Annotated in this window: 11 protein-coding genes; 6 read left to right on the top strand and 5 right to left on the bottom strand. The window is 61.6% G+C overall.

Going from position 1 to position 12,393, the window contains the following annotated elements; translation table 11 throughout:
- The first annotated feature begins 11 nt into the window (after positions 1-11).
- The 5 genes from larB (at position 12) to glmS (ending at position 6,221) form a co-directional block, all read left to right on the top strand.
- Positions 12-809: a nickel pincer cofactor biosynthesis protein LarB gene (gene larB, locus NW826_RS05450; protein ID WP_414509628.1), complete on the top strand. Its 798-nt coding sequence runs from the start codon at positions 12-14 to the stop codon at positions 807-809.
- A 265-nt stretch (positions 810-1,074) separates the two neighbouring features.
- Positions 1,075-1,917, top strand: a complete 843-nt coding sequence (locus tag NW826_RS05455; protein WP_414368874.1) for a TerC family protein — start codon at positions 1,075-1,077, stop codon at positions 1,915-1,917.
- 315 nt (positions 1,918-2,232) lie between these two features.
- On the top strand, positions 2,233-3,012 hold the full coding sequence (locus NW826_RS05460; RefSeq protein ID WP_414509629.1) for an ABC transporter ATP-binding protein: 780 nt from the start codon (positions 2,233-2,235) through the stop codon (positions 3,010-3,012).
- A complete protein-coding gene (locus NW826_RS05465) occupies positions 3,012-4,238 on the top strand; it encodes an MlaD family protein (protein ID WP_414509630.1) in 1,227 nt (408 codons plus the stop codon). Before NW826_RS05460 ends, NW826_RS05465 begins: the two co-directional genes overlap by 1 nt.
- Positions 4,239-4,373: 135 nt before the next feature.
- Entirely contained in the window at positions 4,374-6,221 is a 1,848-nt protein-coding gene (gene glmS, locus NW826_RS05470; protein ID WP_414376643.1) for a glutamine--fructose-6-phosphate transaminase (isomerizing), read from the top strand.
- Here glmS and NW826_RS05475 read toward each other — a convergent pair.
- On the bottom strand, positions 6,182-6,712 hold the full coding sequence (locus tag NW826_RS05475; protein ID WP_414509631.1) for a heavy metal-responsive transcriptional regulator: 531 nt from the start codon (positions 6,710-6,712) through the stop codon (positions 6,182-6,184). The genes glmS and NW826_RS05475 overlap by 40 nt on opposite strands.
- Positions 6,713-6,815: 103 nt before the next feature.
- The gene (atpC, locus tag NW826_RS05480) at positions 6,816-7,223 is read right to left on the bottom strand and encodes an ATP synthase F1 subunit epsilon (RefSeq protein WP_414333559.1); all 408 of its coding nucleotides are present in this window, start codon (positions 7,221-7,223) and stop codon (positions 6,816-6,818) included.
- A gap of 330 nt (positions 7,224-7,553) precedes the next feature.
- Here atpC and NW826_RS05485 point away from each other — a divergent pair, with 330 nt between their 5' ends.
- Positions 7,554-8,192 (top strand): Crp/Fnr family transcriptional regulator, encoded by a 639-nt coding sequence (locus NW826_RS05485; protein ID WP_414333557.1) that lies wholly within the window; start codon positions 7,554-7,556, stop codon positions 8,190-8,192.
- A 147-nt stretch (positions 8,193-8,339) separates the two neighbouring features.
- Here NW826_RS05485 and NW826_RS05490 read toward each other — a convergent pair whose 3' ends face one another.
- The 3 genes from NW826_RS05490 to NW826_RS05500 all read right to left on the bottom strand — a co-directional run bounded on the left by NW826_RS05490 (position 8,340) and on the right by NW826_RS05500 (position 12,216).
- Positions 8,340-10,163 carry a hypothetical protein gene (locus tag NW826_RS05490; RefSeq protein WP_414509632.1) on the bottom strand — a complete coding sequence of 608 codons (1,824 nt, stop codon included), beginning with the start codon at positions 10,161-10,163 and terminating at the stop codon, positions 8,340-8,342.
- Between the two features lie 88 nt (positions 10,164-10,251).
- Complete coding sequence (locus NW826_RS05495; RefSeq protein WP_414333553.1) at positions 10,252-10,512, bottom strand: DUF6761 family protein; 261 nt, start codon at positions 10,510-10,512, stop codon at positions 10,252-10,254.
- Between the two features lie 96 nt (positions 10,513-10,608).
- A complete protein-coding gene (locus NW826_RS05500; RefSeq protein ID WP_414509633.1) occupies positions 10,609-12,216 on the bottom strand; it encodes a CocE/NonD family hydrolase in 1,608 nt (535 codons plus the stop codon).
- Positions 12,217-12,393: the final 177 nt, after the last annotated feature.

Here is a 12,393-nt window from a genome sequence, read left to right on the forward strand (position 1 = left end):
ATCCTTTTTCTATGCCCCTTTCCTCTGACCAAACCTTGCGAGAACTGTTGCAGGCGGTGGCTCAAGGGAGGCTCTCTCCCGAACAAGCCCTGCAAGCCTGTCGCTTTTTGCCCTTCGAGACGGTGGGGGACTTCGCCCGCGTGGATCACCACCGCCCCTTGCGCACGGGCTTTCCCGAAGCGGTGTGGGGGCCGGGCAAAACCCCTGAGCAAATTGCCCAGATCCTGGAACGGCTGCACCAGCAGGGATCCCTGGCTTTGGCCACCCGCGTCGATCCCTCGGTCTATGCCCAGATCCGCTGCCGCTTGCCCCAGGCGCAGTATTCTCCAGTGGCCCGCCTGTGCTGGATCCCGGCCCAGCAGACCATCCGCCGTCCCGGCCAGATTAGCGTGATCTCCGCCGGCACCGCCGATGTGCCGGTGGCCGAAGAGGCCGCTCTCACCGCCGAGCTTTGCGGGTTTGCGGTCAAGCGCCTCTGGGATGTGGGGGTGGCCGGGATCCATCGCCTGTTGCACCACCGCGCCGCCCTGGAAGCCGATGTGCTGATCGTGGTGGCGGGCATGGAAGGGGCCTTGGCCAGCGTGGTAGCCGGCCTGGCGGACTGTCCGGTAATCGCCGTGCCCACCAGCATCGGCTACGGGGCCAGCTTCCAAGGTTTGGCTGCCCTGCTGACCATGCTTAACTCTTGTGCGGCGGGGGTGGGAGTGGTGAACATCGACAATGGCTTTGGGGCGGCCATTTTGGCAGGCCAGATCCTACGCTGTGGACAACGGCTGGCGGCGCGATTGCCTTCGCCTGCCCCCCCCTGAGGAGAGAGAAGGTTAAGAAATGTAAAACGATCCTGAGCCGGACAAGCTATACTCGGGCCATGCTGGGGTTTTGGATTTCTCCGCTGGGAGGCTGTTGCCAAGAATTGAGGGATGGATCCCTTCTCCAGGTATCTTTTGTCAGGTGTCTTTGGGGCGCTTCCTCAACGACAAAGACCCTAAAAATCTCCTGGAAGGGGTTGTCGATAGATCTGCGATAGCGGTCTGGGGTTAGCTGCACTGAACGAACGATTTTTTACCGGGTTACATGAAGCTTGCTGCTATGTCAATTGAGGCAATAGATACCACTGTGGCTTTTGTTCAAGGGATAATTCAGTCCTTCACTTGGACAGATCTCTTTTTGGTGGTGGCTCTGGTGTTTTTGGAAGCGGCCCTCTCCGCCGATAACGCCGTTGCCCTGGCGGCTTTGGTCAAGCATTTGCCCACTCCTCAGCAACAAAATCGCGCTTTGCGCTGGGGCATTATCGGTGCCTATGGTTTTCGCATCGCCATTGTGTTTGCAGCGGTTTGGCTGGTGGAGTATCCGCCCGCTCAGTTTCTCGGGGCCTGTTACCTGCTCTGGCTGGCCTGGCAGCATTTTTGCGGGGAAGAAGAAGGATCCGAGCAAGACATCACCCGCCAGGCTAATTTTTGGCAAACCCTGGTGATGGTAGAGCTAACGGATCTAGTCTTTTCTTTCGACAGCATCGCCGCTTCGGTGGGCGTCTCCCGCAAGGCTTGGGTGATCATCCTCGGCGGCATTCTCGGCATCACCTTGATGCGCTACATGGCCTCTTTGTTTTTGCGCTGGCTGGATGAGTTTTCCCGCCTAGAAGATGCTGCCTTTGCCATCATCGCCCTGGTGGGAAGCCTCATGCTGCTGGAGGTGTTTTTCCCCCAAGTTGAGCTCCCGGAATGGGGGATGGTGGTGGCTGTGCTGCCTTTGTTTGTCTGGGGCTTTTCGCAGCGTACAAGCTCCTGCGCGGCAGCCGATGAACAGCCGCAGCCGACCCTGGCCGATCTCAGAGAGTTGCACCCGACCGAAGGGATCCCTGCCAGCCTAGCTCCCCTGCCTGAGGCCGAGCCTGCTCCCGAGCTACAGCCGGACTAAGGGGCCTCACGGACAGCTTGTTCCGGATCCCTGGACCTGGGAGGTCTGGTGGCTAAGAGACGAAGGCTGGCAGGTGCTCCGTAGCCTTGGCTGCTGGAGGCAACAGCAGCAAGTTGTTCGCGTAGTGCGACGGCTCTTAAACTAGCAATGGAACGCAAGCCACGGGAGGGAGGCACCCTGATCTTGCAGCTCTGCTGGAAGTGTTGGGCGAAGTACTTCAGAAAGGACATTGGCACCAGCATAAACGGCCAACAGCAGCCGCCGGCGGAGAGTCCCCAACCCCAGTCTGGAGCGGGGAAGGGAGATCCCGTACCCTTGGTGGAGCTACGGCAGGTCTCCAAGCGCTTTGGCTCGACGGTGGTGCTTGACCACGTGGATCTGAAGGTGTACCGGGGTGAGGCCGTGGGGCTGGTAGGGCCTTCCGGCACCGGCAAATCGACCTTGCTGCGCATTATTGCCGGCCTAACGGAGCCGGACGCCGGCGAGGTGCTCTGGTGCGGGATCCCGTTGTCGGAAATTCAAGCCCAACGCGCCACTCCCCCTTTGCGAGTGGGGATGGTGTTTCAGCAGGCGGCCCTCTTCGACTCGCTGACGGTGGAGGAAAACGTCGGGTTTTTGCTCTACGAGCACTCGCGGCTGCCGCGGGCACGCATTCGGGAGCTGGTGGCAGCCAAGCTGGAAGCAGTGGGGCTGGCGGGTAAGGAGAACAGCCTGCCGGAGGAGCTCTCGGGGGGGATGCGCAAACGGGCCAGCTTCGCCCGCGCCATTATGGAGGATCCTTCTCTGCCCCAGGACGAGCCGCAACTGCTGCTCTACGACGAGCCCACGGCGGGCCTGGATCCCATTGCTTCCACAGTGATTGAAGACCTCATCCGGGATCTGCAGCAGGTGAAAAAAGCTTGCGAGAGCTACATTGTGGTGACCCACCAGCACAGCACCATCTACCGCGCCACCGACCGCATCGTGCTCTTGGCCCAGGGGCGGGTGCAGTGGGAGGGATCCGTGCAGCAGATCGAAACGTGCGACAACCCCTTTGTGCGGCAATTTTTCAGCGGTAGCGTAGAAGGGCCGATTCAAGTGGCAGGGCAGGTGTGATGCGTTCGCGAGCAATCCGAGAAGGGGCGGTGGGCCTGTTGATCCTGGCAGGGGTGCTGGGCTTTGCCGGGCTGTTTTTGTGGATCTACAACTTGCGCTTCGGCAGCCGCGGCTTCCAGTTTACCGTCACCTATCCCAACGTATCTGGCCTGGCGGAAGGCTCCAGCGTGCGGCTGCGGGGAGTAGCCGTGGGGCGGGTGGAGCGGATTTTGCCCCAGGCGGCCCGAGTGGAGGTGCAGGTGGCCATCGACCAGCCGCTGGCCATCCCCCGCGACGCCCTGTTTGTAACCACCCAGACAGGGTTGGTGGGGGAGACGGTGATGGATATCCTGCCCCAGACGGCTGTGCAGCTAACAGGATCTCCCTTGGCGCCCGATTGCGACCGCAGCCAGATCATCTGCGATGGGGATAGGGTGGAGGGCACGCCGGGCGTGGACTTCGGCCAGTTGCTGGTTCAGGTGGATCGGCTGGTAACGCGCATCAACAACGACGAGTTCTTCGCTACCCTCAACGCCACCCTAGAAGGGATCACCCGCGTCGCCAACAGCGTGGCCGATCTCTCAGAAACTGTAAAAGAGCAAGTAGCTGCCCTGCGCACCGAAGATCTGGACTTGTCGCAATTTACCTCGGCTGCCACGGCTATCCAAGACGCGGCTGGGGCTGTGAGAGGAACGGCCCGCAGTTTTCAAGCGGCTGCCGATCAGTTCACCCTTCTGGTGGAACAGAACCGCACCTCTCTCCGTGCCGCCCTGGAGAACATCCAGCAGGTGAGTGCCGATTTGCAGGCCATGTCGAGCGCAGTTCGCCCGCTGCTGACGGATCCGCAGCTGCAGGCGGATGTGCGCCAGATCCTGGCCGAGGTGCGAGCGGCGGCGGAGAACGTGTCCCAAGCTACCGAAGACCTGCAGCAGATTGCCGCCAACCTCAACGATCCGGGCACCCTGGCGACCTTGCGCCAAACCCTGGACTCGGCCCGCATCACCTTCCAAAACGCGCAAAAGATCACCGCCGATATCGACGAGCTGACGGGGGATCCCCAATTTCGCCGCGGCCTGCGAGAGCTGGTGCTGGGGCTGAGCAACTTGGTCTCCAGCGCCCCTAAGGCCTCCGGCCCGCTTACGCGAACAGAAGACGGGATCCAGCCTGCTGCAGCCCAAGAGTATCGCTTCCGTTTTGCGCCCGTTTCTTTTGCCCTGGCCCTTGAGGAGCAGCAGCCCGTTCCCTAGGAGGAAGCCAGGATCCCTGCCGAGGTCTGCTCCCGCAGCGGCGGCAAAAGCCATTGAAGGGATCCGGAAGCTGGGGTAGGCTTTGCGGATAGGGTGCTTTGCACCGCTGGCGTGGCTGAGGTTGAGGTGTGAGGAATGTGTGGCATTGTCGGCTATGTGGGCTTTCAGTGGGCGGCTCCCATCCTCTTGGAGGGCCTGCGCACTTTGGAATATCGGGGCTATGATTCTGCCGGCATTGCCACGGTGGATCCAGAAGAGGGCTTGAGGATCGTGCGGGCCACCGGCAAGCTGCACAACCTGCTGGTGAAGCTTACCGCCAACATGCCCACGGCCAAGGTGGGGATTGGCCACACCCGCTGGGCCACCCACGGCGGTGTTAGCGAAGAAAATGCTCACCCCCACTGCGACGCGCGCGGGCGCATCGTGGTTATCCAAAACGGCATTGTGGAGAACTACCTGGAGCTGAAGGAAGAGCTGCTGCGGCGAGGGGTTGGCTTTCGCTCCCAAACCGATACCGAAGTCATCGCCCAACTGCTGGGCCTCTACACCGAGGAGCTGGGCTGCTTCGAAACGGCCTTTGGCAAAGTCATGGGGCAACTGCGGGGGGGAAATGCCGTGGTGGCTTTGGATCGGGAGGCGCCGGATCGGTTGATTGCCGCCCGCCTGGGCAACGCCGGCGCTGTGGTCGTCGGCGAAGGGGAGGGGGAGAACTTCGTTGCCTCGGATCTGCCCGCCATTGTCCGCCACACCCGCAGGGTGGTGTTTCTGGAAGATGGGGAGATGGCCATCCTCACCGACTCCAGCGTGCGCTACCTGCGCATCACTGGCGAGGAGCTGCGCAAAACCCCCCTCACGGTGGCCTGGGATCCCGTCTCGGCGGCCAAGGGGGGCTACAAGCACTTCATGCAAAAGGAGATCTATGAGCAGCCGCGCACTACCACCGATACGCTGCGGGGGCGGGTGGATCTGGAAGGGGGGCGGGTGACTCTAGAGGAGCTGGTGCTAACAGAGGCGCAACTGGCCCAGACGGAGCAGATTCATGCCGTGGCCTGCGGCACCGCCTGGCACGCCTGCCTGGTGCTCAAGTACTTTATCGAGAGCCTGGCCCGCATCCCGGTGCAGGTGGATCATGCCTCCGAGTTTCGCTACCGCCAGCCGGTGCTGCGCCCCCACAGCCTGCTTGTGGCCCTCACCCAGTCGGGCGAGACCGTCGATACGCTGGCGGCCATGAGCGAGGCCCGCGCCCAAGGGATCCCCACCCTGGCCATCGTCAACGCCATCGGATCCCAAGCCACGCGCCTGGCGGATGCCGGAGTTCTCTACATTCACGCCGGGCCGGAGATCGCCGTCGCTTCCACCAAGGTATTTACCGGCATGCTGGTGGCAGGATACCTGCTGGCCCTGCAACTGGCCCAGGCCAAAGGGATCCTCAGCCCGACCCAGATCCGATCCCACCTGCAAGCTTTGATCGAGCTGCCGGGCAAGATCAGCCTGCTTCTGAAAGACGTTGCCCTCTACGACCACCTGGCGGAACAGTACCATCACGTCACCGACATGCTCTACCTAGGCCGCTGGGTCAACGCCCCCATAGCCCTGGAGGGAGCCTTGAAAATGAAAGAGGTCAGCTACATCCACGCGGAGGGCTACCCGGCAGGGGAGATGAAGCACGGCCCCATCGCCCTCATCGACGAGCGCATGCCGGTGGTGTGTATTGCCACCCGCGATCCCGTCTACGAGAAGATGCTCTCCAACATCGAACAGGTACAGGCGCGGGGAGGGCGGGTGATTGCCCTGATCAACCCAGAAGATACCCAGGTGCGGGAGAAGGCCGACCACGTCATCGAGGTGCCCAGCACCACACCCCTGTTGTCGGCAGTTTTAAATGTCATCCCCCTGCAGTTGTTTGCCTACGCCATGGCGCTGCGCCGGGGGGCCGATGTGGATCAACCCCGCAACCTGGCCAAGTCGGTAACTGTGGAGTAGCGGCTGCCGACCTTGTCACCGCCGGCCTCTGGCTTTTGTAAAATCGGGCAGATCACGTCATCCTCGGCTGGAGATCCCGCTGGGATCCGCCAATCGGAGAGGAGGCTTTCAATTTGGCCTTTTAGAGCTTGCAACTCCGCCATCCGCTCTTCGATCTGACGCAGCTTCTCCTGCAGGTGTTGGCGGATCTCCGGGCAGGGCTGTTCCCCCTGGTCGTACACCTGCAGGATCTGGCCAATTTCTTCCAGGCTTAGCCCCAGGCTTTGGCAGCGGCGAATGAAAGCCAGCCGTCCCAGCACTGCCGGATGGAAGAGGCGATAGCTGGACTCCGACCGCTGCACCGTTGGCTTCAGCAGGCCCAGCGACTCGTAGTAGCGCACCGTGCGCACCGGTAAGCCCGCCGCTGCTGCCACCTGGCCAATCTTCAAGCTGGCCGACGCGCTAAAGGACTCCGTCTCGCTGACGCGAACGGCAATTGCAGGACTGAACATAGCACCACCAGCTCCCCAGAAGCTTCAGCTTAACAAAGCCAGCCCCGTAGCCGGATCCCCTGCCGAGACCAAATTGGCTCCTGCTGAGAGAGGCGGGAATACCTCAGCTTTTGCTGCCCATCTCGGCGGCTTGGATCAAGGCTCTGGCCCGCTGCTGATCCAACTTGGCCTGCAAACGCTCCTGCTTGTCGCTGCTGGTATTCAAAACTTGGCTCGCTTCGTCCAAGAGGGCCTGAGCTGCGGCCTTGTCCACTTTTTCTCCCCGCTCGGCGCGGTTAACCAGAACGGTTACCTCGTTATTTTCCACTTCCGCAAATCCGCCCATCACGGCAATGGCCGACCACTTGCCACCGGCCTTGACCCGCATGACTCCATTGCCGATAGCAGTTAAGAGGGGAGCATGGTTGGTGAGGATGCCCAATTGACCTGAGGTGGCAGGGAGGATCACTTCCTCAGCGGGGGCATCCCAAACGATGCGGTCGGGAGTAATCACGCGAACCATCAGCGTCACGGCAGATCTCCTAGAGGCTTGAGCTGGACATCCTTAGATCCTACTGGATCACATCGACACTCCCGCCGACTTCGGTCGGGGGATCCCTGCGCAGCCCAAGACCGTTCGCGAAGCGGGACGATGTCCCCCCCCTGTAACGGCATAGTGAGCGAGACTTAACCTAGGCATAACCTTGCCTTTACTTCAGTCGGGAAGGCAAGCGGTATGGTGTTGTCGGGAACACCTGTCTCTTGCCGTGAACTCAGCACTGATGGCCAACCCCGCTGCTGTGGGTTCGCAGGAGAAAGCCCAACGACCAGTGTGCTCAGTTTGCTCTAGCGGAGCCAGTTTATGCCTGAAACGATGCCCGGCCATTTTGCTGCCGGCCTGCCTACACGGGAGCGTCAACTACTAGAAGATCTCTACCGAGGCCGCAGCTTATCTCCCTACAGTCCTGGACAGGTTATCCCTTTGTTTGCGGATGAATGGGTGATCGTCTGTCGGGGCGTGGTACAGTTGACGACTCTCTATCCCAATGGTGGCGAGGCGCTGTTGGGATTTGCCGGCCCCTCCATGCCGCTGGGATCCCCGCTGACGATGTTGGATCCCTACCAGGCCAAGGCATTGACGGCGGTTGACGTGTTGCGGCTGTCGGCAGCCGAGGTGGAAGCCTCAGCAACCCTGAGCCAAGGGCTGCTCAAGCAGGTGGTGCGGCGGCTGCGCCAAACCGAAGCGCTGCTGGCCCTAGCCGGGCGGCGGCGGGTGGAAGAGCGGCTGCGCCAGTTGCTCTCCCTATTGGCGGTGGAGTTGGGATCCCCGGTGGCGACGGGGGTGCGCCTGCAGGTGCGCCTTACCCACCAAGACTTGGCCAATGCCATCGGCACCACCCGCGTCACCATCACCCGTCTTTTGAACCGTTTCCGCCAGCAAGGCTGGATCGCGGTGGACAAGAACCGCCACCTGGTTATCAAGCTTGGGCACGCCTCTTGACAGCCCCAAAGGGCAAGGATTCTCCCAGCCTCATCGCCTTAGGGTTACTGGTTCCACCACAGCACATACTGTTCGGAAGAGCGCGGGGCTTCCTGCCGATTTGCTAAGGCCAGCTCAACCCAGAGTTTGGTCGGCTGGCCCAGCGCTTCAAGCATCCACCACTTCAAACGCCCACAGCCCCCGCTCGGCAGGGATCCGATGCAACCGGCCTTGAGGAAAGCGCCGCTGCAGCGCTGCCCCTTGCTGATCCCATATCCCCTGGTTCAGGAACAGGGTAAACGGCGGCTGTAGGTCTTGGGTGGGCAACGCCTCAGGGGAAAAGACCTGCACCTGCTGTCCCGGCCCGGCAAAAAATTGGATCCAACTCTGCCAATAGATAGGCTCTCCCCAACTGAAATAGGGGTAGGCGGCGCTGGCTGCCAGGTAAAAGCGGTGGTCGGGATCCCCTTGTCGGGCCGCCACGTAGCGCCCGGTAGCTCCCACATCGTTGCCCTGGATCCAGCCCTTGTGAACAAAATCCCCAAAAATCGCCAAGTTCCATCCCCCGATCACCAGGATCGCCCCCGCCATCGCCACTGCCGGCAGCCACTTCCTCCCTGAGGATCCCCAACGTCCCAGGAGAGCTACCAGCGCCTGGATCCCTTCCAAGGTTAGGTAGGCTACAAAGGGCAGGATCACCAGCAGGCGGGTATAGTTGGGGGCTTTGGTGATGGCCAAGCTAAACAGCAGATAGAGAAATAGGAAACTGCCCATACAAAGCCAGTCGTGGGGTTGGCTGCGCCCCTTCCAGAGGCGGTAGAGGCCGGATCCCAAGCCCAGCCAGAGCAAAACCCCCGTCAGCGGATCCACAAAGGCATGGCCATAGTTGGGGTAGATATAGCCCCGGTCGTGCTGGCCGGGGTCGTTAAACATGCTCAGGCCGTTGCGGATGTTGCGCCACACCGCCTCGGCTGGTGTAGCCGCATTGACCCACATCTGCTGCAGCGCCCGCCCTTCCGGGAAAAAGAGAAATTGCTGGCGGGCATACTCGGTGCTGGCCGGCGGAGAAGTAGCCGTGGCCACCAAGATAGGTGCGGCCACCAGAAAAAAACCCAGCGCCGCCGGCAGCGTCAGCTTGGCCAGGGCCCAAACGGGGTTGACCTGCTTATTCCCCTCCTGCAGATCCTCCCGGCCCAGGAGCAGGTAGAGGCCGCCAAACAGCAACCCCAGCAGGATGACCACCCGCCCCGGCAGATAGCCATAGAGGGAGAAGGCCGCTGCCCCTCCCCCCAAATACAAAAGCAGGGGATTTTTTTCCCGCACGCCCTTTAAGATCAAGGCTAGAGCTGCACACTCCACCAGCACAATCAGATTCTCTCGCATCGCCATGCGGCTGATGCCCAGCAGAGCGTGGTTGGATCCCAAGAGGATCGCCCCCGCCAAGGCCAGCCGGGATCTCCAGAAGGCGCGAAAAAACCCGTAGGCCACCAGGGTGGTGATCACCCCGAAGGCGGCATGCACGGTGCGCACATTCACCAGCGTGACTCCCCCCATCAGCCGCGTCAGGCCGCCGAAGAGGCTGAACATAAAGCGGGGAAAATAGAAATACTCCGGCATCAGCCCAAAGATATCGGGGTAGCGCACTCCTGAGGCCCGCCGCGCCATGGAGGTGATGACAATCTCGTCGGTGTTGATTTGAAAAGGGATGTTGGCCAGGTCGTAGAGGTAGATGGGGGCGAAGACCAGCGCCAGCAGCCCCAGGTGCAGCAGCTCCTGACGCCAGCGCAGCCGCGTCGGATCCCAAGGGAGCTGAGCCGGAGGAAACTGGGCCACATACAGCCCCACCAGCAGGATGCTTAGCAGCCAGATACCCATCTGCAGCACGTGGTAGCCAAACACCCCGTACCAGAGGGTCAGGGCTATGCCCAAGCCCAGGCCGGATCCCAGCAGAGCCGGACGCCGGGAAGTTGCCAGCGTATCCCAAACCGCCATAGATTGGAATGAGGAACCGAATCTTTCCCAGCCTATCAGGCACCTGGCGGCGTTCGATCCCTCGCCCCCGGCCCCTCTCTATGCAGTATCAATAACCCCGCATCGGCTCCGTCTCTCGCTCCAGTTCCGGCTCCATGAAGTTGGACGGGTCGTAAAGGAAGCGGTTGACCTCGTCTTCAAGGCGGTAGATCTCAAAAGGCTGCAATTGCTTGCCAGTTCGCAGGGCCAGCAGGTAGCCATCCACCAGCAGGCGCAGTTCATCGGTGCGCCGATAGCCGCGATGCCAACTGTCCACCAGCGCGTCGGTCAAAGCCTGATAATGCCGGATCAACTTCGGGTCTTGCAACATGGTGTTCCCTTGCCCTGCTTGTTTCTATCCTAACTTTTGATATCTGTTTGTGATCAGGAGTTGCGAAGGGATGGGAAGCTGTAGGGTCTTAAGCTTTTACTCCCCCCAACTCCCCTCGACAATGGGAAGGTGCAGCCGTGAGGGGGTGTCGCCGCCGCTGTGAAGAGCAAGGGTGAGAATGCGGGCCTCAATGAGCCGCTCTTCCCGCATCCCCGTACCTGTATTGACGGAATAGGCCGGGAAACAGGCCGCACTGAGGCTGAGACGCAGGGCGTGGCCGCGGGGAATGCGGATGCAGGCGGGCTGACAGGGGATTGAGATGGGGGCATTGGGCTGGGGATCCCGCAGACGGCGGTAGCCCTGGGAAAAGTTGTACACCTGGCCGTCCGGCCTGACCACGGAGAGCACGGCACAGAGATCAAAGCTGGGGCTGTCGGCTTCGACGTAGAGCTCTGCCGTGATATCCCCCGCCAGGAGGAGGTCGGTTTCCAGAGGGGGAGTGGTGTAGGTGAGAACATCGGTGCGGCAGTCGAGGGCAGAGCGCTCTTGCGGCCCGGCAGGATAAACCAGGTGACCCCCCAAAGCCGGCACCGGTCGCCAGGGATCGTGAACAAAAGTATCCGACTGTTGCCTCAGTGGGGGTTCCGGGCGGAGGGATCCCTCAAGTTCGGAGAGGGCAGCCAGGCCGGTGCTGTGCAGGTAAAAAGCTTTTGGCTCCGGGGTGGGCCAGGCCTCTAAGCTGCGCCAGCGGTTGGCTCCCATCTCGAATAGGCGCACCGGCAGCTCCTGGAGGATCCCGGTGTCCTTGCCTTTGAGGAACTGGTCAAACCAGCGCACCTGCAGCCGATCGATGGGGCTGACGGCCTCGGGGCCAAAGTCCAGCGCCCCCACCCTGCGCCCCCACGGCAGGTGGGCCCAAGGGCCGATGATCAGGTGTTGCGGGTTTTGGCTGCGGGCACTCATCTCCCTGTAGAGGCGTAGGCTGCCACTCAGATAGCTGTCAAACCAGCCGCCAATGTGCAACATCGGCAGATCCACCACCTCTAGCCGAGGGGAGAGCTGGCGCCAGTAGTCGTCGGGTTCGCTGTGCTCCAGCCAGTCGAAGTAGTAGGACTGGGGCGCGTATTGCTGCAGCACGCCCGGCTTGAGGGGGATGGGATCGTAGAGGGGCAAGTTGCGGGAGGCTTTGAAGAGGGCCTGGTAAGCGTTGGCCTCTCCCCGCCGGCGGGCTCCCTCAGCTTCCAGTTGCAGCGCCCAACTGAGGTTGTTGGAGAAGGCAAAGGCTCCCCCCGGGTAGGCGGCATCGGCGTAGAGATCGTAGGGCAACATCGCCGGGCAGATGGCCTTCAAGGCGCTGGGACGGCTGGAGGCGGCATAGAGTTGGGTCATGCCCTGGTAAGAAAAGCCGTACATGCCCACCACACCGTTGCTCCCTGGCAAAGCAGCCGCCCAGTTGACCGCGTCAAACCCATCCTCGGCTTCGTGGCGGAAGGGGTAGAAGGAGCCCTTGGAGGTGCCCCGTCCCCGCACATCCTGGATGACCACGATATAGCCATGGGCCGCATACCAGCGCGGATGGGCGTACACCACCGTCGAGGCAATGGCCCGCCCGTAGGGCTGCCGCATCAGCAAGACCGGGTAGCTCCCCCCGCCTTCTGGGCGATAGACATCCGCATCCAGTTGGATCCCGTCGCGGGTGAACATGGAAACGGTTTCCCGGGGACGCACAAGCAGCATGGTTGGGTAAGGTCAGCGAAATTTGCCGAAGAACTAGGCACAGGGATCCCTGGAGAGCTCTTCGATAGAAAATTCCGGGAGATAGAAGCATTTTAACGTAAGGTGCGGAATTCCCCACCGTCTATACGGTGGGGATGGATAGCA

Source organism: Synechococcus sp. OH20, from assembly GCF_047502685.1.
In the GTDB taxonomy this organism is placed as follows: domain Bacteria; phylum Cyanobacteriota; class Cyanobacteriia; order Thermostichales; family Thermostichaceae; genus Thermostichus.